Genomic DNA, 21,821 nt, shown 5'->3' on the forward strand with positions numbered 1-21,821 from the left:
ACGCCGCGGAGGTTCCGGGGAATCCCGCGCAAACAGTTTTGAAGGCCAGTGTACGTCCGGAGCCTTGGGATGGGCCGTGACCCTGGGCCAGTCCCGGATGCCTGGCCTGTAGGCTGTTGACTTACCGCCGGGTAGGTGCGGCAACGGCCATGTTGAAGATTGGGGACTTCATTGGGGGAACAGAGCGTGGATTCCGGCGCGCCGGAAATCATACCGCTGGTTTTGCGGGCGTCGGCGGCATTCTGGCTGGTCAGCGTTGGGGCCGGCATCCTGCCGGTCATTCTGGAGGTGGCGGGGGTCGACTACGGCCAGTCCACGCCCGGCTGGGCGGTGCCTTTCCTGGTGGTATCGGCAGTGCCGCTGGCCGCGCTGCAGGTGTGGGCGGCGGTCGAACTGCTGCAGGGCGCACGGTGGACGCGCGTCGTGCTGACCGTCATCGCCTCGTTGTCTGTCGCCGGAACACCGCTGGACCTGTCCGGACTGGTCCTGGCCGTGCTCTGCCTGACACTGGCCGGTGCCGTGCTCATGTGGCTTCCCGCGGCCAACCGGTTTTTCCTGCTTCAACGGAACACTCATGGGTATCTGCCCGCCGCCTGATGGCCGCCGGACACGTATGCCTTCCGCGCGCCGCCGCCGTGGCCGCTTCAACCGAAAGGGTTCCTCCCGTGACTGACTCGATTCTCCTGCCCGCGGTGGCCGATGCCTTGGCCGTCCACGGGGTGTCGCACGAAGTGCTCGAATGCTCCCCGGAGCTCGCCGATACCGCCGAGTTCTGCGCCCACTACGGCTTCGCCCTGGACCAGGCAGCCAACACCATCCTGGTTGCCTCCAAGAAGGTCGAGCCGCCGCGGTATGCGGTGTGCGTGGTCCTGGGGACCACCCGGCTGGATGTGAACCGTTCAGTCCGCGCACTGCTGGACGTCAAGCGGGCCTCCTTCGCCGACGCCGACACCACCACCGCGCTGACGGGCATGCTGGTGGGCGGCGTGACCGTGCCCGGCATCGAAGGGCTGCCTGTGTATGTGGACCGCGCAGTGATGGACGCGCCCCGGGTGGTCATGGGCGGCGGCAACAGGTCCAGCAAGATCGTCCTGGCCCCGGCCGAGCTCCTCAAGCTGCCCGGCGTCGAGGTGGTGGACGGGCTTGGCACGCCGCGCGAACCGGCGGAGATGCCGGGCGAGTGAATCGGGTTCTTGGCGGCGGCACCGGGCAGGCCACTTTTGCGGATTGGCTCTGGTGCGCTGTCCGTCCGGCTGCCTACCGTGGTTGCGGGACTCGGATTCCCGGGCTCGCCGGAGCCCGGGCAACCCCGAGCCTGAATTTCAGAGATTGAAGCCAGAGAAAGAACAGCATGTCCGCCACCGTGAACGAGTATCCCTTTTCGCAAGTCGACGTCTTTGCCCCCGGGCCAAAGCCCGGCAACCCGGTCGCCGTCGTCCATGACGCCGACGGCCTGTCCGCCGAGCAGATGCAAAGCTTCGCCAACTGGACAAACCTCTCCGAAACCACGTTCCTGCTGCAGCCGACACAGCCGGAGGCGGACTACCGGCTGCGGATCTTCACGCCGGCGTCCGAGCTTCCCTTCGCCGGCCACCCGACGCTCGGTTCCGCGCACGCGTGGCTGGAGAACGGCGGCCAGCCGCATCGTTCGGGCGAACTCGTGCAGGAATGCGAGGTGGGGCTCGTCAAAATCAGTCAGACCGCCGGCGAGCAGTTCTTCGAAGCCCCGCCGCTGCGCCGTTCCGGTTCCGTGGAACCTGACGTGCTGGAGCGGGCCATCGCGAGTCTGGGTATCGGGCCCGAACAGGTTCTGGACAGCAACTGGGTGGACAACGGACCCGGCTGGCTCGGCATCCGGCTGGCATCGGCCCGGCAGGTGCTCGACCTGACGCCGGATTTTGTAGCGATGGGAACGCTGAACGTGGGCGTCATCGGGGCCTACGGGGACGGCGGCCCGGCGGACTTCGAGGTGCGCGGCTTCGTTCCCGGCCTGGCCATCCCCGAAGACCCGGTGACCGGCAGCCTCAACGCCGGCCTTGCACAGTGGTTGCGCGGCTCAGGCGTCACGGACGGCAACTACACCGTCAGCCAGGGTACCGTCCTGGGCCGCGGCGGACGGCTCACCATCACCAGCGAAGGCGACAGCATCTGGGTGGGCGGCACCAGCCGCACGGTCATCCGGGGCAGCGTCTTCCTGTAATTCCGCCCGCCCCTTTAATTCCGCGCGCCCAGTTCGACGAACGTGCCGGGGATGGGCCGGTGCCCCATTGCGCCTGCCCGTCCCAGTCCGTGGTCTTCGTGGGTGATCTGGATGGTGATCTGCGTACCGGGTCTCTAGCGGGGCCGCGGCGCTTCTGCACGGCCCCTGCGAAATACTGTCCCCCGCACCGCTCAGGAATGGCGCAACTTTGCGGAAGGATCGCTGCAAGATCCGGCGGGCCCGCCGTCACCCGTTTTGGGGGTGGGCCAGCCGCCAACTGGGCCAACAGCGTGACGTGCACCTCAAAGCAGCAACGTTGTCCGGCCCCCGCCCGTTGGACAGGGGACGGAAGGAGGCCACATGATCATTGTTCTGGCAGGAATCGACGGTTCGGGGAAAACGACGGCGGCCCATTCCCTGGTTGCCGCGGCCCGTGCAGAAGGCAAGGACGCGCTTCTGCTGAGCAACTATGCGGGCCGGCGGCGGATGTCCCTGCTCAGCGCCAGACTCGGCATCCAGCTGCCCGGCCGCCTGGCCGAGGCGGCCGAAACCACCATGCGGGTGTTCAACGTACTGGTGTCGCATGCCCGGGCATCCCGATTCCATGGCCTTGTTGTCATGGACCGGCACCTTCATTGCCAGCTGGCGCTGCGCGAGGCAAGGGGCCTGCGCCGCGGACGCCTTCTCCCCTGGCTGCTCCGCACTCTGCCCACCCCGGACGTGGTCCTCCACCTGGACGTGAGCCCCGAAACCGCGCACCAACGGGTCCTGGCGCGCGGCACGGACGAGGAACCCGTGACCGAACTCACCGCCCTCCGGAACGCCTACCGCGCACTGCCCGAGTACGCGGACATGGTAAAGATCGACGCCGGAGGGCCGCCGGCCGACGTGCTGGCCAGGCTGCTCGACGCCGTCGATTTCCGCCGGCTACTCAAGGTTTAGTCAAGAATTTCCGAAACGGCCCAATAAGCCTTCCCTGAAGTCCTGCCCGCTGTACATTGGTGCAAGCTCTCCTCTTTCCCCCCAAACCGGAGTGCTGGAAGCCTCCGCGCTTGAGTCCCTTGATTCGCGCGGAGGCCTCCCCTTTTCGCCCGCAAAACATTGGCCCGGCACTGCCCGCTCTGGCCACGCAGCACCGTCGAAGATATAGTAAGCATGCTGATGACTTCGGATTGCCGGACCATCATCTGTTCACTTCGACGAAGGAGACACTATGAGCACGAGGGTTGAGAAGCGCATTCTGGTGAACGTGCCGGTCAGCACGGCATACAACCAGTGGACCCAGTTCGAGGACTTTCCGCACTTCATGGGCGGCGTCAAGAAAGTGACCCAACTCAGCGATGACCGTCTCGAGTGGGTGGCCGAGATCGCGGGCGTGAAGCGCAAATGGGAGGCCCGGATCCTCGAGCAGAAGCCGGACCAGAAGGTTGCCTGGGCCGCCACGGAGGGGGCCACCAACGCCGGCTCGGTGGAGTTTGAAGACGTGGGCGGCGGCCAGACCTCCATCAAGCTGTTCATCGACTACGAACCCGAGGGGCTCGTGGAGAAGATCGGCGACAAGCTTCACGTCGTGGAGCACCAGGCCGAGGCCGACCTCAAGAGGTTCAAGGAATTCATCGAGGACGAAAGCTACGCCAGCGGCGCCTGGCGGGGCTCGGTCAACGAAGGCGGCTCGGTGGGCACGCCGGGCGTTGAACACGCTGCCGGATCGCTCGGCGACAGCGGCAAGGCCGGCGTCTCGGGCAAGATGGCGGCGGCTGCCGGAGTGGCGGCTGCAGCTGGCGCGGCAGCTATGGCCGCCGGCAGCAAGGACAAGGACTCCGACACCGTCTATGTCGTCGACGAAACCGTCACCCCGGTGGTTCCGGAGTACACCGAAACCGCTGTCGCTACCGATACGACCGACACTCCGGGCTTCTCCGGCGGAACTACAGCGGGCACCGTTGCTGGTGGAACCGTTACCGGTGGAACTACTGCAGGTGAAACTGCGGCAGGCACCGGTTCGGCGCTGACGGACGAGTCCGTCGCCCATCCCTTTGACCAGACCAACGGCCTGATTGACGATGAGGGTGACTCGGACGAGACGGCGGCGAGTGACACCAGAAGCGCCGCCGACCGGGCCGAAAGCGCAGACCGCGATCCGGGCACCATCCCGCCCCTTGGCGGCACTTCCGGCCAGCACTAACGCCGGTCTTCCAACTGAACAGCAATCACGGCGGCACCGGAATGGTGTCGCCGTGATTGCTGTTTTGTGTAGTTTCGGCCGCCCTGTCAGAGTGCGGGGTCCTGTGCGCCTGCTGACTTGTTGCGGGTTTCCATCAGGTGATGCTGCAGTTTCGCTTCTGCTTCCCGGCGCCGTTTGGCCTGCTCGCGCATTTGCCGCGTTGCCTCGGAGCCTTCGGAGTGGATCAGTCCGGCCATTCGATTGCGGGGAGCGCCACCGCCGGAGGGTGCCGCCGCCATAAGTTCTTCGCTCATGCCTCATGGTCACATGGGCGTGATCTTACGGGAAGAGCCGTGACCGGATCGGAACCTGGCGGCATTCATAAGGGCCGGCGGCGCTTGGGAAGGCACCCCGGGCTCGTAAGGATCGCTCTCCGGGGATCTTGCCGTCGGCCCCACCTTTATTTTACGAGCCCGGAGCCCCATCAAACAGGGTTTTTTGCGCTTCCGTGTTCGCTGGTTGGGCGCTACCGCCGGCCCGGCACTAGCGCTGCGCGGCCACGTAGCTGATGGACGGCATGGCCGGACTTTCCATGCCATCGCCGCTGAAGAAGCTCGGGTGCGGAGGCTGGTTGTAGGCCACGTTTTCGCGGGCCACGGACGTCCGGTACACGGGATCGTGCATCAGGGTGCGGAGCCGCATCCCGGTCCGTGCAGTGGTGGTGTAGATCCGCAGCTCGGTGCTGTCGGCGGACGGCCAGGCCAGCTCCTCGCGCCAGTCACCCAGCAGGTCGGACTGCAGCGAGGGATTGCCTTTGGTGGTGTTGTTGCTGCGCGCACCCGTGGCCGTCAGGAGCCGATCGCTGGCCTCGGTTTCCCAGTTCCACTTCGAGATAGTGGGCACGCCGGTGGAGGTCGTGAAGTCGTAGTCGTGGTCGACGATCTCCCGTAGCGGATCGCCGTCCCACCAGGCCAGGAAGTTGGCGGCCGGGATGTTTTCCGAGATCAGCTCGCCCTTGGCAGACCTGAGCTCCCCCACGGGTGAATTCCAGGCGGCGGTTCCGCCGACGGCCCAGCCTTCGGCGCCTGCGTAGCGCGGATCGATGTCGCCCGCAGCGCCGCGGCCTGTGTCCTTTGTTGCCGGAATGCTCCAGAGGATCTCTCCGGTGGCGGCGTCCCGGAAGGTGGCGCCGCGGTTCCCGCTTTGGCCCATGCTCTCGTGCACGGCGAAGGTTTCCAGCCCTGGTCGGGACGGATCCAGGTCGGAGGTGTGGATGGCGTCGCCGTGGCCGAGCTTGGTGTTGTAGAGCGGCTTGCCGTCGTCGTCGATGGTCATGGAACCGAACACGAACTCGTCCTTGCCGTCCTGGTCCACGTCCGCCACGGACAGGTTGTGGTTGCCCTGGCCGCGGTATTCAGCTCCGGCATCGTTGGAGTCGAACTTCCAGCGCTTCACGAGCTTGCGGCCCACCAGGTCATAGGTGACCAGGGCGGTGCGGGTGTAGTAGCCGCGACTGAACATCATGGACGGGTGTTCGCCGTCGAGGTAGGCCACGCCGGCAAGGAAGCGGTCCACGCGGTTGCCGTAGGAGTCGCCCCAGCTGGCGACGCTGCCCCGGCCAGGCTCATAGGCGACCGTGTCCACGGCGGCGCCCGTCCCGCCGTCGAACACGGTGAGGAACTCCGGTCCGGACAGCACATAGCCGGAGCTGTTCCGGTAGTCAGCGGCCGCGTCGCCGATCACGGTACCGGCGCCGTCCTTGGTGCCGTCCGCCGTCTTCATCGCCACTTCGGCCTTGCCGTCGCCGTCGAAGTCGTAGGCCAGCACCTGGGTGTAGTGCGCGCCGGCGCGGATGTTGTGTCCCAGGTCGATGCGCCACAGCTTGGTGCCGTCCGTCCTGTACGCGTCCACGTAGACGTTGCCGGTGTAGCCGGACTGCGAGTTGTCCTTGGCGTTCGAGGGTGCCCATGACTGGATGATCTCGTACTTGCCGTCCCCGTCCAGGTCCGCGACGCTCGCGTCGTTGGCGGAGTAGGTGTACGGCTTGCCGTCCTTGGTGGCGCCGTCGGCCGGTTTGTCCAGCTTGATGGCGAGGTAGTTCTGGGATAGCGGTGTGAACTCCGCCGTGAGCTTGTCCTGGCCGTTGCCGTTGCCCACCGCTTTGATCACATACCTGGACGACGCCGTTCCCTCCGGATCGACGTAGGTGGTGGTGTTGCGGATGGGCTCGTCGGTGATCTGCACGCCGTCTCGGATCACGTGGAAGCCGATGCTGTCCCTGTCCAGGCCAAGCATGCGCCAGCCCAACGTGACGCCCTGGTCGGTGATGACGGCCACCGGGGCGCGGTCCAGGTTTTCCATCTGGCGCTTGAGGCCCTGGGCTTGTTGCGCTGCTGCGGCTCCGTCTTCGGCATGGCTTGCCGGCGCCTGGGTTACGGGTGCCGCCTGGCTGAGCGGAACGCCGGTGAACGCCAGAGCGGCGGCGGCCAGTGAGGCTGCCGTCGCTATCAATGGGGCCTTCCGGGTTCTGCGTTTTGCATTGCTGGTGGAGCGAGTGTCGCGGTATGCCAAAGAACATCTCCTTTGATGCGGGCGGCAGGAATCGGGCCGCCGCTGATCGGTTTTGTATCGTTTCATTCAAGTGCCGAAGACACGCCCCACATTTTTGGCAGAGAGTGGTCCGGATGCGAAGAAAGCGCTTTCCGCACCTAAGGTTTATCAGGGGTGGCGGAGCGCGGTCAAGGGTTTCGGCGGACCTCCACCTGCGCCTTACTGATCCAGGTACGGCACAGCCCAACCCGGTGCAAGACTTTCATTTCGGAATTTTCCGACATATTCTGCAGGCGTGCTTCCCGACATCTTCGGCGCCCTGGCCAACCCGGCTCGGCGCACCATCCTCGACGAGCTGCGGAACGGACCACGGACAGCAGGCGACCTCACGGGCCTGCTCGAGCAGAGCCGTTCTGCCGCGTCGGAACACCTCGCCGTGCTCCGCGGGGCCGGGCTCATCCGGGAAGAGCGGCGCGGAAGGCACCGGGTGTATCACCTCCAGGCCGCCGGCCTGGCCGAGGTGGGCGGCTGGCTGAAGAACTACGAGCACTACTGGAACCAGCGCCTCGACGCGCTGGGGAACCTACTGGACCAGGAGAACCCATCATGACCGACAACACGATCCGCCTCATGCGCCACTTCCCGCACCCGCCCGAGGCAGTCTGGAAGGCACTCACGACGCCCGACCTGCTCGCGCGCTGGTGGGCTCCGGGCGACATCGCCCCCACCGTGGGACACCGCTTCAGCCTGGACATGGGAGCCTGGGGCACACAGCAGTGCGAAGTCCTCAGCGTCGATCCCGGCACCGCCATCAGCTTCCTATTTGCCGAAGGTGCCCTGGACACCACCATCACATGGACGCTTGAAACTGTGGAAGACGGAACGGTCCTGCATCTCGAGCACGCGGGCTTCAAGCTGGATACCCCGATGGGCCAGCAGGCATTCGAAGGCATGGGCAATGGCTGGCGAGGGGTGCTGTCCCGGATCGACGACGTCCTCGTCGACGCTGCGCGCCCTTAGTCCGTCAGCGCAAATACAGCCCGCAACAGGGAGGGCCGGCACCACTGGTGCCGACCCTCCCTGCGTTTCCACGCAGCCGGGGCTTTCAGTGCGAGAGGCTACAGAACTGTCGTTCGAGACAAGGACAGGTCCTTCGTCTCCCGGAAGAAAAGGACAACGACGACGGCGGAGACTACCGCCACTCCCACCAGATAGAAGGCGGGAGCCAAAGGCGTGCCAAAGCCAGCAACCAGGCCGGTAGCCACGAAGGGGGCGGTGCCGCCGAAGAGGACATAGGCCAGGGTGTAACCGATCGCCGAACCGGAGGCCCGGACCGAGCTGGGGAACATCTCCACGAGAGCAGGCACGTTGGAGGTTCCGATTACGGCCACCAGAGCGCCTAGGACGCTGGTTCCCAGGATCGCGAAGCCCAGACCGAGCGGCATGATCGCGAAGGCAGGAATCGTCATCACCACGAAGCCAACGCAAGCCACCAGCAGCATTCTTCGGCGTCCGTACTTGTCGCTGGCCCTGGCCGCTAGCGGGCACGTCGCAGTGTAGACAAGCATGGTAATCACGCTGGTGATCATCGACTCCGTGCTCGAGTAGTGGAGGCTGGATGTCATGTACGCGATCATGTAACTGCTCATCAGGTAGTAGGCGACCGCGTTGGTGATGCTGTAGCCGAAGAGCGTGAAGATCTGGCGGGCACACATACGGACAGCGTCTCCGAGCGGCCTCTTGGCCACTTCGCCCTTCTTCTCCAAGCCGCGGAAAACCGGAGTGTCATCCACGCGCGATCGGATGTACAAGCCGATCAGGCCGAGCGGCGCGGCCAGCAGGAACGGAATTCTCCAACCCCATGCCTGGAGATCTGCCGGGCTGAGGGTGGCCGTGATAGCGGCGCCGAGCAATGCACCCGCAACCGACGCCAGACCCACCGTGGCCGGGATGATGCTGGCATACGTCGCGCGCTTGCCGGCCGGGGCGTACTCAACAATGAAGGCCGAGGACCCGGTGTACTCGCCACCGGTCGTGAAGCCCTGGACGGCCCGGAAGACGAACAGCAGGATGGGCGCCCAGATGCCGATCACCGCGAACGTGGGCAGGATGCCAATGCAGAACGTCGCCGCACTCATGATGACCACGCACAGGCCGAGCATCTTGTTGCGGCCGATCCTGTCACCGTAGCGTCCGAAGAATGCCGCCCCGAGCGGCCTGGCGATGAAGCCGCCGGCGAAGATCGCCCACACGGCCAGCAGGGACGCCGTCGTCGAATAGTCCGGGAAGAAGAGCTTTGCGATCGTCACCGACATCACCGCATAGGCCGCCGAATCGAACCATTCGACGAAATTTCCGACGGCGGCCGCTGCGGCCACGCGCTTGAGGTTCCGGCGCGGGGAGGACTCAGTTCCAGCGAGGTTCTCGGTCAGGGTCTTCATGAGGGTTGTCCTTCGAGACGGGGAGAAGGGGGTGTGTGCGGCAGTTCGCGAAGCTGGGCCCGCTGGACTTTTCCGGTGGCCGATTTGGGCAACTCTGCGACGTATTCGATGAATCTTGGGTAGGCGAAGCGGGAGAAGTTCTCCTTCACGTGGGCCACGATCGTTTCACTCAGTTCATCTCCCCCAAAGTGGCCGGGCATCAGCTCGATCCACGCCTTGATGGACTGGCCACGGAGCTCGTCGGGCACGCCGGTCACAGACACATCCCTCACGGCATCGAGTTCACGGATGACTGCCTCCAGCTCGTACGGCCCCACGCGGTAGCCGGACGTTTTGATGACGTCGTCAGTCCTCCCCAGGAACCAGAAGTAGCCGTCATCGTCGGTGAAGGCCTGGTCCTTCGTGTGGTACCAGGCGCCTCCGAATGCGGCGGCTGACGCCTCCGGCAAATTCCAGTATCCCAAGGGAAACTGAGGGTTGGAGCGCGAACGGAGGCAGATTTCGCCCGTCTCGCCGCCGGGCACTTCCTGCTCATTCTCGTCCAGCAGCCGAACCTCCCAGCCCGGAAGCGGCCTGCCCATGGAACCAGGCTTCACCGGCACCCCCGGGTAATTCCCCAGCAGGGGATACGACTCCGTGGAGCCGTAGTAGTCCAGCAGAGTGACGCCGAACTGTTGCCGGAACCAAGCGATCAGGTCAGACGTCAGCGGCTCATTGGACGAGCAGACAGTCCGCAGGGACAGCGGGAAGCGAGTTCCGGCGTCGGGCACGTCCTCTCGCATCTTCCGCAGGAACGTCGGGTTAACTAGCGCGCTGGTTACTTGGTTGCGGCTCATGCTGTCCAGCAGGGCGGCGGGGTCGAAGCCGCCGGCGGGCCGGAAAACCAGGTGTGTGACGCCGAGCCGAAGCGGCCCCATGAGCTTTGCGAGCGACCAGGCCCAGTCCCCCGCGCCGTAGAAGACGTCGCCGTCGCCGATCTGGTGACAGTACTCGAACTCGTTGTGCCCGAGCAGGGTCCGGTGGGCGTGGACGATTCCCTTGGCCCGGCCGGTGGTACCCGAAGTGTAGAAGATCAGCGCGGGGTCGTCGGCTTTCGTTTCGACGTCCTCGAACTCCGTGGGCGCGTTGGCGATGGCGGGGCTGTCGATATCGAGGAACGTCCCGTCGTAGCCGTCAAACAGTGCCTTGGCCGATTCCTCGGCGATGATCACCGAGGCGCCGCTGTCTTCGAGCCGGAAGCGGATGGGTTCCGCGGCCCACAGCAGGGACATCGTGACCAGGATGGCGCCGGTCCGCAGCACGCCGAGGTAGGCGGCCGGGGTGTCGGCACGCTGCGGCAGAAGCACGGCGACGCGGTCGCCCTTTTGGATGCCGGCAGCCCGCAGGGTAGCGGCGATCTGCCGGGAGCGGTCCTGGATCTCACCCCAACCCACCTCGCGTTGGCCTTCGACGGCGGACTCCAGGATGAGCGCACGCTTGTCACGTGGGTGCCGGTCGGCGACGTCGACGGCCATGTTGTAGAACTCGGGCACCTCCCAGCGGTGCGTGTCCAGCAGTTCGGCGTAGCGGTCTTGGGTTGCGGTGTTCGGTGTCATGGCTGCGGCTCCCTTCAGCGTCCGCGGCCAGCGAGGAAGCGGGCCATTTCGCGCTGCGGTTCGCCGGTGCCGTAGGCCTCGCGGTGGACGCGCTTGGCTTCGGCCATGGCGTCGCTGAGGTCGTCGTCCTCGAGGCTGCGCAGCCGGTTCTTGGTCAGGCGGACCGCGCCGGGAGGAAGGAGGCTCAAGCGTGAGGCGAGGTCCTTCGCATAAGCCAGCACGCCGCCGTCGTCCGCCAGGTAGTTGAGCAGGCCGAGGCGCTGGGCTTCCGCTGCATCGACCAGTTCGCCGGTGAGGACGAACTGGGAGGTCTTGGACTTGCCGAGGATGCTCCACATGGCCCAGATTCCCGTGATGCTGGGGATGCCAGAGAGGACTTCAGGCTGGCCCATGCGGACTTGGGAGTCGCCGACGCGGAGGTCGGCGAGGAGTGCGTACTGGAAGCCGGAGCCGGCGGCGACGCCGTTGACGGCGGCGATGGTGATCTGATCGAGGTTGCGGACGGCGCGGTAGAGGCGGTCGAAGCCGTCGATCCACGCCTCGGCGGCGGCGTGGTCCTCCGGGTTCATCGATGCGGTCTCGGCCAGGTCCTGCCCCGCGCAAAAGGCTCGGCCGCTGCCGGTGAGGATGACTGTGCGGACTTCCTCATTGCCCTTCAGGCCCTCCAGGTGTTCGATGAGTTCGCTGCGCATGGCCTCGGTCCACGCGTTTAGCTTGTCCGGGCGGTTGAGCGTGATGATGGCCGTTGAGCCGATTCGTTCGAAGAGGACGTCCTGGGACATTTGGGCCTTTTCCTTCCGTGGATGCTGCGGATTGCCTCCATCAGACCACCGCGTAATGTGACCCGTCTAACATCAAAATCCACTCGTAGCGATACCAAACTGATATGGTGCCGCATGGACATCCACCATCTCAAGTACTTCGTGGTGCTCAGCGAGGAGCTCCATTTCGGCCGTGCAGCGCAGCGCCTGCACATGGCCCAGCCGCCGCTGTCACAGCGGATCAAGGACCTGGAGAAAGAGCTCGGAGTGCTGCTGTTTCACCGACGGCGGAGCGGCGTGGAGCTGTCTGAGGCGGGCGCGTTGCTGCTGGAGCACGCTCGCAACGTGCTGGACAACGTGGCCATGGCCCACGAGTCGATGCGGCGGATCCGCCCGGGCACTTCAGGCATCCTGCAGGTCGCCGTGCCGCCGGACACGAACCCTCGAGCGCTTTCAGCGATGGTTGCTGCGTTTGGTGACGCGGCGCCCGACGTGCTGCTGAACCTGCACGAGCTCACCACTGTTGAGCAGGTGGAGCGGCTGCGCGACGGCGAACTGGACGTTGCGGTGGTCCGTCACCCTTTGAGCAGCGTGGGTTTTGAGTCCGGGCCGGTGGCTTCCAAGGCGTTGGGGGTGATTCTGAATGCTTCGCATCCGCTGGCTGCTTTGGATGCCGTTCGCTTGCGGGACCTGGAGGGCAACCCGCTAATCATTTTTCCGCGGCACATGGCCCCGCCGCTGTACGACTCGTTCCTCCAGACATGCCGCGATGCCGGATACCTGCCGGCCGCGATTGTGCATGCCCGGAACCAGCACTTCACGCATGGGCTGATCCTGGCCGGTCGTGGCGTGCACTTCAACGAGGAGCCGTGGACGCCGCTGACTTCCGGGGTGGTTTGGCGGCCGATTGTAGGTGACCCGCTGGCCTGGCGGACGTCGGCACTATGGCTGAAGAGCCGCAGGTCAGCTGAAACGGACGCGTTTGTTAAGGCCGTGTGGGCCGGGTTGGCGGCGGGCGGGCATGGGTGAAAGTACACGACGATAGTTTCCAGTCGCTCCGCGCACCCAGCCAGCACTGCGACCACCGTTAAGTCACGCAGCTAGCCAATCAGGAAGTGCCGGCACCCCTTGGTGCCGGTACTTCCTGCGTGTCCACGCAGCCTCAGAACTGCGCCAGCGCCCCCGCACCCTAACGGACCCCCTTGACTACCTCCCCGCCCCTTCCCTACACTTTTCATAACGCAGAATCTAAATTCCACAAAGCGGAAACGGCATGGAAGCTGAGAAGCAGGGAAGATAGATCAAAGCCCCTCCCCGGAAGGACCTACGATGACGTACACAGTGAACTGCTCCATCCTGCTGACGGAACTGCCCCTGCTCGAGCGCCCCGCAGCCGCGAAGTCGGCGGGTTTTGACGCCGTCGAGTTCTGGTGGCCGTTTGAGAGCTCAGTCCCTTCCGACGCCGAGACCACGGCTTTCGAGCGCGCCATCACCGACGCCGGCGTCCAGCTCTCCGGCCTGAACTTCAACGCCGGCAACATGCCCGGCGGTGACCGCGGCCTGGTCTCCTGGGTGGGCCGTGAAGGTGAGTTCAAGGACAACATCGACGTCGTCGCCGGCATCGGCGAGCGCCTCGGCTGCAAGGCCTTCAACGCCCTCTACGGCAACCGCCAAGAGGAATTCAGCCCGGAGGAGCAGGACGAACTCGCGGCCAAGAACCTGGCCGCGGCTGCCGAGGGCGTGGCCCGGATCGGCGGAACCGTCCTCCTAGAACCCGTCAGCGGAGCCCCCCGGTACCCGCTCCTCAAGGCCCAGGATGCGCTCGACGTGATCGCCCGGGTCAAGGCGGAATCCGGCGCGCAGAACATCAAGCTACTCGCCGACTTCTACCACCTGGCTGTCAACGAAGACGATGTCGCCGCGGTCATCGAAAAGCACGCCAAGGACTTCGGCCACATCCAGATTGCCGACAACCCCGGCCGCGGGGCTCCCGGAACCGGTGAGCTTCCCCTCGGCGAGTGGATCGCCCGCAGCCGCGAACTCGGCTACGAGGGCTACATCGGGCTCGAATACAAGGAACCGCAGGAAACCGCCTTCAACTGGGCCATCCGCGAACACGCTTCCAACTAGTCCCCACCCGCACCCTAACCTCGCAAGCTCGGTCAGGGAACCCGGCGGGCGTGGGCCCAGCACCCGCACCACCACAGACTTCAGAAAGAGAACCATCATGAGCAACGTTGCAGTCATCGGACTCGGAATCATGGGCCTTCCCATGGCCATCAACCTCGTCAAGGCCGGCCACACCGTCACCGGCTTCAACCGCAGCCAGGACAAGATCGACAAGCTCGTCTCCGAAGGCGGCAAGGGCGCCTCCAGCATCGCGGACGCCGTCAAGGACGCCGACGTCGTCATCACCATGGTGCCGGACTCCCCCGATGTTGAGGGCGTCGTCAGCGGGCCCGAGGGCGTCTTCGCCAACGCCAAGCAGGGCACCCTCTGGATCGACGCGTCCAGCATCCGCCCCGACGTCGCCAAGCGACTCTCGGAAGAAGCAACCGCAGCCGGCATCCGCCCCCTCGACGCCCCGGTCTCCGGCGGCGAACAGGGCGCCATCGACGCCGTCCTGTCCATCATGGTCGGCGGCGACAAGGCAGACTTCGAGGCAGCCCAGGACGTCCTGAACGCCGTCGGCAAGACCATCGTCCACGTCGGCCCCTCCGGCTCCGGCCAGACCGTCAAGGCTGCCAACCAGCTGATCGTCGCCGTCAACATCGAGGTCCTCGGCGAGGCCATCGCCTTCCTCGAGGCCTACGGCGTGGACACCGACGCAGCCCTCAAGGTCCTTGGCGGCGGCCTCGCCGGTTCCAAGGTCCTGGACCAGAAGGGCCAGAAGATGCTGGACCGCAACTTCGACCCCGGCTTCCGCCTGGCCCTGCACCACAAGGACCTCGGCATCGTCACCTCCGCAGCCCGCGAAGCCAACGTCTCCATCCCGCTCGGCGCCGTCGTCGCCCAGCTCGTCGCCGCCACCGTCAACCAGGGCGACGGCGGCCTGGACCACTCGGGACTCTTCAAGCAGGTCCTCCAGCTCTCTGGTCGAAAGTAAACCAGGCCGGAAGTGAAGCACCTCCGGCAGTAGCCGGACAACAAGCGAAACCGGAGATCCGCCGTCGTACTTCAACGACGGCGGCTCCCCGAGTACACCCAAAATCAGCCCAATTCAGCCCGCAAGGGCACCCCAAAGCTTTCAAGGAGCACACCATGACCAAGATGCGCACCGTAGACGCTGCCATCGCCATCCTGGAAAAGGAGGGCGCCACCGAGGCGTTCGGCCTGCCGGGTGCGGCGATCAACCCGTTCTACTCCGCCATGCGGGCCCACGGCGGCATCCGCCACACCCTGGCCCGCCACGTTGAAGGCGCCAGCCACATGGCCGACGGCTACTCCCGCGCAGCAGACGGCAACATCGGCATCTGCATCGGCACCTCCGGCCCCGCCGGCACCGACATGATCACCGGCCTGTACGCCGCGTGGGCCGATTCCATCCCCATGCTCTGCATCACCGGCCAGGCTCCGGTTGCCAAGCTGCACAAGGAAGACTTCCAGGCCGTGGACATCGAGTCCATCGCCAAGCCCGTCACCAAGATGGCCATGACCATCCTGGAGCCCGGCCAGGTCCCCGGCGCCTTCCAGAAGGCCTTCCAGCTGATGCGCTCCGGCCGCCCCGGCCCGGTCCTGCTGGACCTGCCGATCGACGTGCAGATGGCCGAGATCGAATTCGACATCGACACCTACGAGCCCCTGCCCGTCGAAAAGCCCAAGGCCTCCCGCAAGCAGCTGGAAAAAGCCCTGGACATGCTGACGGCCGGCGAGCGCCCGCTGATCGTGGCCGGCGGCGGCATCATCAACGCCGGCGCCTCGGCACAGCTGGTGGAACTGGCCGAGCTGCTGAACGTTCCCGTCATCCCCACCCTGATGGGCTGGGGCGCCATCCCGGACGACCACGAGCTGATGGCCGGCATGGTGGGCCTGCAGACCAGCCACCGCTACGGCAACGAGAACTTCCTGCGCAGCGACTTCGTGATCGGCATCGGCAACCGCTGGGCCAACCGCCACACCGGCGGCCTGGACACCTACACGGCGGGCCGCAAGTTCGTGCACATCGACATCGAGCCCACCCAGATCGGCCGCGTGTTCTCCCCGGACTTCGGCATCGCCTCCGACGCCGGCGCCGCCCTGGACGGCCTGCTGGAAATCGCCCGCGAACGCCAGACCGCCGGGACTCTGCCCGACTACACGTCATGGGTTGCCGAGTGCGCCGAGCGCAAGGCCACCCTGCACCGCAAGACGCACTTCGACAACGTGCCGATCAAGCCGCAGCGCGTGTACGAGGAGATGAACAAGGCCTTCGGCAAGGACACCACCTACGTGTCCACCATCGGCCTGTCCCAGATCGCCGGCGCCCAGATGCTGCACGTGTTCGGCCCCCGCAAGTGGATCAACGCCGGCCAGGCAGGACCGCTGGGCTGGACCGCCCCGGCCGCCCTCGGCGTCGTTCGCGGCAAGCCGGGCGAGAACGTGGTGGCGCTGTCCGGCGACTACGATTTCCAGTTCATGATCGAGGAACTCGCCGTGGGCGCACAGTTCAACCTGCCGTACATCCACGTGGTGGTGAACAACTCCTACCTGGGCCTGATCCGCCAGTCCCAGCGGGGGTTCAACATGGACTACCACGTGTCCCTGGGCTTCGACAACATCAACTCCCCCGAGACCCTGGGCTACGGCGTGGACCACATCAAGGTGGTTGAGGGCCTGGGCTGCAAGGCCATCCGCGTGGAGAACCCGGCGGACATGCCGGCCGCGTTCGACAAGGCCAAGGCACTGATGGGCGAGTTCCAGGTTCCCGTGGTGGTTGAAGTGATCCTGGAAAAGGTCACCAACATCTCCATGGGCCTCGAGATCAACGCCGTGAACGAGTTCGAGGAACTGGCCGCCACCGCCGCCGACGCGCCCACCGCCATCCTGGCCCTGCAGGACTAACAACCTGCAGGACTGACACCCAGCAGGACTGGCACCCAGCGGGACAAAACAGCCGCACCCAAAAGTACCGAAGATAGGCAAGCAATGCGCATCGTGATCGCGCCGGACAAGTTCAAGGGCTCACTCTCCGCCCCGGACGTCGCCCGGCACCTTGAAGAAGGGCTCCGGAAGGGCTCCGCCACAGCGGCCGGGCCGTGCAGCCTAGAGGGACAGGGCACCCTTGAGGTACTGCGGATTCCCGTGGCCGACGGCGGCGAGGGCACCCTCGACGCCGCCGTCGGCTCCGGCTTCACCCGCCGCCGCGCCGTGGTCAGCGGCCCCACCGGGCAGCCGCTGACGGCGGAGTTCGCGGTCCGCGGCCGGGAGGCCGTGATCGAAATGGCCGCGGCTTCCGGCCTCGCTGCCCTTCCCGGGTACGACGGCGGGCGGCCGGGTTCCGCTTCTGCCCGGACCGCCAGCAGCCTGGGCACCGGGGAACTGATCCGCGCGGCGCTCGACGCCGGCTGCCGGCAGATCATCCTGGGTGTCGGCGGCAGCGCAAACACCGACGGCGGCGCGGGCGTGCTGCAGGGACTCGGCGCCCGGCTGCTCGACGCCGCCGGCAACGAACTCCCCCTGGGCGGCGCGGCCCTGGCGGAGCTGGCGGCCATCGACTTCTCCGGCTTCGACACCCGGCTGGAGGAGTCCCGCTTCGTCCTGGCGAGCGACGTGGACAACCCGCTGCTCGGGCCGGAAGGCGCGGCGGCCATCTTCGGACCGCAGAAGGGCGCCACCGCCGCCGACGTCGGCGAACTGGACGCCGCCCTCGCCAACTTCGTCCAGGTCCTCGCCGCGGAGATCGGGCCGCGCGCGGTCAAGGCCGCCAACGCGCCGGGCGCCGGAGCGGCAGGCGGCGTCGGCTACGCCGCCATCGCGGCACTGGCGGCATCACGCCGGCCGGGCATTGACGTCGTGCTTGAATTCACCCGGCTGGCCGAGCGGCTGGCCGGCGCGGACCTGGTGATCACCGGCGAAGGCAGCCTGGACGAACAGAGCCTGCTGGGCAAGACGCCCATGGGCGTTGCCCGGGCGGCTGCCGGGGCCGGCGTGCCGGTGCTCGCCGTGTGCGGCCGCACCACCCTGGACGACGGGCAGATCAGCCGCTCAGGTTTCCGGCAGGTCTACCCCCTGACGGCGCTGGAAAGCAATGTAGAGATATGTATAGCTGAAGCAGGCCGACTGCTTGAAGAATTGGGTCAGCACATCGGCGTGCACCTGACCGACAGTGCTTACACGAAGGAGCCCCTGAATGTCTGAAGAACGCTTTGACCTGGTCATCCGGGGCCGGCGCATCCTCACCACCGCCGGGATCGCCGCCCGTGAAGTGGGCGTGCGCGGTGGAAAGATCGTCGCCCTCGAGCCGCTCGGCAACGGCCTCGCCGGCGCCGAGGTAATCGAGCTCGCCGACGATGAAACCCTGATCCCCGGCCTGGTGGACACCCACGTCCACGTCAACGAGCCCGGCCGCACCGAGTGGGAGGGGTTCGCCTCCGCCACCCGGGCCGCAGCCGCCGGCGGCGTGACCACCATCATCGACATGCCGCTGAACTCCATCCCTCCCACCACCAACGTGGAAGGCCTCAAGCTCAAGCGCGAGGTGGCCGAGGACCAGGCCTTCGTGGACGTCGGATTCTGGGGCGGCGCCATCCCCGGCAACAAGGCCGACCTCCGCCCGCTGCACGACGAGGGCGTCTTCGGCTTCAAGTGCTTCCTGCTGCACTCCGGCGTGGACGAGTTCCCGCACCTGGAGGCGGACGAGATGGAGGAGGACATGCGCGAGCTGAAGTCCTTCGACTCGCTCATGATCGTCCACGCCGAGGACTCGCACGCCATCGACCACGCACCCCACCCCGGCGGCGCCCACTACTCCACTTTCCTGGCCTCCCGCCCCCGCGGCGCCGAGAACAAGGCCATTGCCGAGGTGATCGAGCGCGCCCGCTGGACCGGCGCCCGCGCCCACATCCTGCACCTGTCCTCCTCTGACGCGCTGCCCATGATCGCTTCGGCAAAGCGCGACGGCGTCCACCTCACCGTGGAAACCTGCCCGCACTACCTCACGCTCATGGCCGAGGAAATCCCCGACGGCGCCACCGCCTACAAGTGCTGCCCGCCCATCCGCGAGGCCTCCAACCGCGAGCTCCTCTGGCAGGGCCTGCAGGACGGCACCATCGACTGCATCGTCTCCGACCACTCGCCCTCGACGCTGGACCTGAAGGACCTCGAAAACGGCGACTTCGCCGTTGCCTGGGGCGGAGTCTCCTCGCTGCAGCTGGGCCTGTCCCTCATCTGGACCGAGGCCCGCCACCGCGGCATCCCGCTGGAGCAGGTGGTGTCGTGGATGGCCGAGAAGCCGGCCGCACTGGCCCGCCTCTCCAACAAGGGCCAGCTTGCCCTGGGCTACGACGCCGACTTCTCCGTCTTCGCCCAGGACGAGGCCTTCGTGGTGGACGTGTCCAAGCTCAAGCACAAGAACCCCATCACCCCGTACGACGGCAAGGCACTCTCCGGCGTGGTCCGCCGCACGTACCTGCGCGGCAGCGTGGTGGACGGCCAGACCCCCGGCGGCAAGCTGATCCGCCGCGGCGGCATCTGAGGACCGCGCGGTGGCTGTGCATGCCCATTCACCGCGCGGCACTTCTGCCCCCTGGGGCGCCAAGGCCCACGGTGCTGCCAACGCCCCCAGAACTGCCATGGCCCCAGGGACTGCAAAGGCCCACGGCCTGGCTGTCTGGGTAGCTCCCCCCGAAGGCCAGGACATCGATCCGGAGGTCCTGGCCCGGGCTGCCGAGCTGGTGCTGGCGCGGGCCCTTCAATTTGCTCCGGAGGCGGAAGTCCACTGGCCCGCCGCCGGAGCTGCAACTTCCGCCGCCGGGACGCACCCGGGCACGCCCCCAGGGGAGGGGGAACCCAACGGTGCGCCCGACGGCGGAACTCCCGTGCCGCCGTCGTCCTCCCTGGAGGATTCCCCGTACCCGGACCCCTCGCAACAGGTACCGGCGCAACAGGAACCAGCGGAACTGGAGTTCCCGGAAACGGACGACGGCGGCGCACCCCACCTCCCGCCGTCGGCCGGTCACGTCAGCCGGGTGGCCGTGGACCTGGCCCAATCAGAAGTGCTGCTGGACGGTGAGCGGGTGCCTTTGACCGGCGTCGAATTTAAACTGCTGCGCTACCTCGTGGAGCACTGCTCACGGACCGTTGACCGGGAGGAGCTGCGGCTGTTCCTGGAGTCGTTCGACAGCCCCGGCGCCGCGACCCGTTCCATCGACGTCTACGTGGGGCGGGTGCGGCGTAAGCTGCGCGACGGCCGGCACGCGATCGCCACGGTCCGCGGCGGCGGCTACCGCTTCATCAGCGGGCCCGCAGCAACCGTGCGCGGTCCGGCGGAATACAGTATCTAGGGCTGCTGTTATCCATTTCAGTCCGATCGGTCATTGTGCTTGACCAGATTTTTCGCTCGACCCAGATCCATCAGAAGGAATGCCATGAGCCCCAAACTGACCACCAAGCTCCAGCCCGGAACCCAGGCGCCGGACTTCACCCTGCGGGACGCAGAAGGCAAGCAGACCGCGCTGACCGACTACCGCGGCAAGAACGTCATCGTGTACTTCTACCCCGAGGCCGCCACCCCCGGCTGCACCACCGAGGCCTGCGACTTCCGCGACAACCTGGCCTCGTTCCAGGGCTCGGGCTACGCGGTGCTGGGCATCTCCCCCGATGCGCCGGAGAAGCTGGCCAACTTCACCGGCGACTTCGGGCTCACCTTCCCGTTGCTTGCTGACGAGGACCACGCCGTGGCCTTGGCCTACGGCGCCTGGGGCGAGAAGCTCATCGACGGCGAGGTGCACGAGGGCATCGTCCGTTCCACCGTCGTTTTGGATCCCGAGGGCAAGGTTACGCTGGCCCAGTACCAGGTCAAGGCGCAGGGCCACGTCCAGGCGCTCCGCGAGCAGCTCGGCGTCTAACCCGGACGCTTCCTCACCTTTGGTCGTCTAGATTCAAACGCTTCCTCACCTTTGGTCGCCTCACCCCAAACGCCTCCCCACCTTTGGTCGCTTAAGGCGAAACGCTCCTGCAAGAACTGCAGGAGCGTTTCGGCTTAAGCGGCAGGACCTGAGGAAGGATCCCCTACTTCAGGACCACAGTCCGGTTGCCGTTCAGGATGATCCGGCCTTCGCAGTGCCAGCGGACGGCGTTGCTGAGCGCCTTGCACTCGGTGTCCCGACCGGCGGCGACCAGGTCCTCGGGGCCGAAGGTGTGGTCCACCTCCACCACCTGCTGCGCGATGATCGGCCCCTCGTCGAGTTCCGCGTTCACGTAGTGCGCCGTGGCGCCAACCGTCTTCACTCCGCGGGCGTAAGCCTGGTGGTACGGCTTGGCACCCTTGAACGACGGCAGGAACGAGTGGTGGATGTTGATCGCCTTGCCGTCCAGCTTCCGCGCCAGGTCGTCGCTGAGGACCTGCATGTAGCGGGCCAGCACCACCAGCTCGACGTCGAGCTCGTCCACGATTTCCAGCAGCCGGGCCTCCGCCTGCGGCTTGGTGGCCGCGGTGACGGGGACGTGGAAGAACGGGATGCCGTGCCAGTCCACGAGTGTCTGATGGTCGGTGTGGTTTGAAACCACGCCCACAACTTCGATGGGGAGTTCCCCCACCCGGGCCCTGAAGAGCAGGTCGTTGAGGCAGTGGCCGAACTTCGAGACCATGATCAGGACCTTGCGGCGTGACCCGTTCCGTTCCAGCCGCCACTTCATGTTGTACTTCTCGGCCACCGGGGTGAACCCGGCACGCAGCTGCTCCAGCGTGGATTCGTTGCCGTCGGACGCGAAGTGCACCCGCATGAAGAAGTGGCCTTCGGACCGGTCGCCGAACTGCTTGTTGTCGATGATGTCGCAGCCGTATTCCAGCAGGAAGCCGGAGACGGCGTGCACGATGCCAGGGCCTTCGGGGCAGTCCAGGGTCAGGACGTGCTCGACGCCGCTGCTTGCCTGCCCGGAGGCTCGGTCCTCAGTCTGAATAGCAGTCATGGT

General features: G+C 66.3%; 21 protein-coding genes. 15 read left to right on the plus strand and 6 right to left on the minus strand.

From position 1 onward, the window contains the following. Positions 1–186: 186 nt before the first annotated feature. From QFZ23_RS21910 to QFZ23_RS21930, 5 genes are all read left to right on the plus strand, one after another. Entirely contained in the window at positions 187–597 is a 411-nt protein-coding gene (locus tag QFZ23_RS21910; RefSeq protein WP_306926197.1) for a hypothetical protein, read from the plus strand. Between the two features lie 68 nt (positions 598–665). Continuing rightward, entirely contained in the window at positions 666–1,184 is a 519-nt protein-coding gene (locus QFZ23_RS21915) for a YbaK/EbsC family protein (protein WP_306926198.1), read from the plus strand. A gap of 167 nt (positions 1,185–1,351) precedes the next feature. Further along, positions 1,352–2,200 (plus strand): PhzF family phenazine biosynthesis protein, encoded by an 849-nt coding sequence (locus tag QFZ23_RS21920; protein ID WP_306926200.1) that lies wholly within the window; start codon positions 1,352–1,354, stop codon positions 2,198–2,200. 360 nt (positions 2,201–2,560) lie between these two features. Further along, positions 2,561–3,142: an AAA family ATPase gene (locus QFZ23_RS21925; protein WP_306926201.1), complete on the plus strand. Its 582-nt coding sequence runs from the start codon at positions 2,561–2,563 to the stop codon at positions 3,140–3,142. A gap of 271 nt (positions 3,143–3,413) precedes the next feature. Continuing rightward, positions 3,414–4,385, plus strand: a complete 972-nt coding sequence (locus QFZ23_RS21930; protein WP_306926202.1) for an SRPBCC family protein — start codon at positions 3,414–3,416, stop codon at positions 4,383–4,385. An 86-nt stretch (positions 4,386–4,471) separates the two neighbouring features. Here QFZ23_RS21930 and QFZ23_RS21935 read toward each other — a convergent pair whose 3' ends face one another. Both QFZ23_RS21935 and QFZ23_RS21940 read right to left on the minus strand, forming a co-directional pair. Further along, positions 4,472–4,678 carry a hypothetical protein gene (locus QFZ23_RS21935; protein ID WP_306926204.1) on the minus strand — a complete coding sequence of 69 codons (207 nt, stop codon included), beginning with the start codon at positions 4,676–4,678 and terminating at the stop codon, positions 4,472–4,474. A 229-nt stretch (positions 4,679–4,907) separates the two neighbouring features. Next, positions 4,908–7,001 carry a rhamnogalacturonan lyase gene (locus QFZ23_RS21940; protein ID WP_306926206.1) on the minus strand — a complete coding sequence of 698 codons (2,094 nt, stop codon included), beginning with the start codon at positions 6,999–7,001 and terminating at the stop codon, positions 4,908–4,910. A 208-nt stretch (positions 7,002–7,209) separates the two neighbouring features. Between QFZ23_RS21940 and QFZ23_RS21945 the strand changes: the two genes are divergently transcribed. Both QFZ23_RS21945 and QFZ23_RS21950 read left to right on the plus strand, forming a co-directional pair. After that, complete coding sequence (locus tag QFZ23_RS21945; protein ID WP_306926208.1) at positions 7,210–7,524, plus strand: ArsR/SmtB family transcription factor; 315 nt, start codon at positions 7,210–7,212, stop codon at positions 7,522–7,524. Further along, positions 7,521–7,934, plus strand: coding sequence for an SRPBCC family protein (locus QFZ23_RS21950; RefSeq protein ID WP_306926209.1), 414 nt, complete (start codon positions 7,521–7,523; stop codon positions 7,932–7,934). Before QFZ23_RS21945 ends, QFZ23_RS21950 begins: the two co-directional genes overlap by 4 nt. 98 nt (positions 7,935–8,032) lie before the next feature. On the opposite strand, the gene QFZ23_RS21955 is transcribed toward QFZ23_RS21950, so the two are convergent. The 3 genes from QFZ23_RS21955 to QFZ23_RS21965 are packed head-to-tail and all read right to left on the minus strand — an operon-like array spanning position 8,033 to position 11,732. Then, on the minus strand, positions 8,033–9,355 hold the full coding sequence (locus tag QFZ23_RS21955) for an MFS transporter (RefSeq protein WP_306926211.1): 1,323 nt from the start codon (positions 9,353–9,355) through the stop codon (positions 8,033–8,035). After that, positions 9,352–10,950, minus strand: a complete 1,599-nt coding sequence (locus QFZ23_RS21960) for an acyl-CoA synthetase (RefSeq protein ID WP_306926213.1) — start codon at positions 10,948–10,950, stop codon at positions 9,352–9,354. Before QFZ23_RS21960 ends, QFZ23_RS21955 begins: the two co-directional genes overlap by 4 nt. A gap of 14 nt (positions 10,951–10,964) precedes the next feature. Then, positions 10,965–11,732 (minus strand): enoyl-CoA hydratase/isomerase family protein, encoded by a 768-nt coding sequence (locus QFZ23_RS21965; protein WP_306926215.1) that lies wholly within the window; start codon positions 11,730–11,732, stop codon positions 10,965–10,967. A gap of 21 nt (positions 11,733–11,753) precedes the next feature. On the opposite strand from QFZ23_RS21965, the gene QFZ23_RS21970 reads away from it, so the two are divergent. The 8 genes from QFZ23_RS21970 (at position 11,754) to bcp (ending at position 20,755) form a co-directional block, all read left to right on the plus strand. Further along, entirely contained in the window at positions 11,754–12,740 is a 987-nt protein-coding gene (locus QFZ23_RS21970) for a LysR substrate-binding domain-containing protein (RefSeq protein ID WP_306926218.1), read from the plus strand. Between the two features lie 300 nt (positions 12,741–13,040). After that, on the plus strand, positions 13,041–13,841 hold the full coding sequence (locus QFZ23_RS21975; RefSeq protein ID WP_306926219.1) for a hydroxypyruvate isomerase family protein: 801 nt from the start codon (positions 13,041–13,043) through the stop codon (positions 13,839–13,841). A gap of 97 nt (positions 13,842–13,938) precedes the next feature. Continuing rightward, positions 13,939–14,817, plus strand: coding sequence for a 2-hydroxy-3-oxopropionate reductase (locus QFZ23_RS21980; RefSeq protein ID WP_306926221.1), 879 nt, complete (start codon positions 13,939–13,941; stop codon positions 14,815–14,817). Positions 14,818–14,972: 155 nt separating this feature from the next. Continuing rightward, complete coding sequence (gene gcl, locus QFZ23_RS21985) at positions 14,973–16,751, plus strand: glyoxylate carboligase (RefSeq protein WP_306926222.1); 1,779 nt, start codon at positions 14,973–14,975, stop codon at positions 16,749–16,751. 84 nt (positions 16,752–16,835) lie between these two features. Further along, positions 16,836–18,047 (plus strand): glycerate kinase, encoded by a 1,212-nt coding sequence (locus tag QFZ23_RS21990; protein ID WP_306926225.1) that lies wholly within the window; start codon positions 16,836–16,838, stop codon positions 18,045–18,047. After that, the gene (allB, locus tag QFZ23_RS21995; protein WP_306926227.1) at positions 18,040–19,383 is read left to right on the plus strand and encodes an allantoinase AllB; all 1,344 of its coding nucleotides are present in this window, start codon (positions 18,040–18,042) and stop codon (positions 19,381–19,383) included. The genes QFZ23_RS21990 and allB overlap by 8 nt, the downstream gene beginning before the upstream one ends. Positions 19,384–19,393: 10 nt before the next feature. After that, a complete protein-coding gene (locus tag QFZ23_RS22000) occupies positions 19,394–20,191 on the plus strand; it encodes a winged helix-turn-helix domain-containing protein (RefSeq protein WP_306926229.1) in 798 nt (265 codons plus the stop codon). Positions 20,192–20,275: 84 nt separating this feature from the next. Beyond that, on the plus strand, positions 20,276–20,755 hold the full coding sequence (gene bcp, locus QFZ23_RS22005) for a thioredoxin-dependent thiol peroxidase (protein ID WP_306926233.1): 480 nt from the start codon (positions 20,276–20,278) through the stop codon (positions 20,753–20,755). A gap of 163 nt (positions 20,756–20,918) precedes the next feature. Here bcp and purU read toward each other — a convergent pair whose 3' ends face one another. Beyond that, complete coding sequence (gene purU, locus QFZ23_RS22010) at positions 20,919–21,818, minus strand: formyltetrahydrofolate deformylase (protein WP_306926235.1); 900 nt, start codon at positions 21,816–21,818, stop codon at positions 20,919–20,921. Between the last annotated feature and the right edge of the window lie 3 nt (positions 21,819–21,821).

Source organism: Arthrobacter globiformis (assembly GCF_030818015.1).
Taxonomy (GTDB): domain Bacteria; phylum Actinomycetota; class Actinomycetes; order Actinomycetales; family Micrococcaceae; genus Arthrobacter; species Arthrobacter globiformis_C.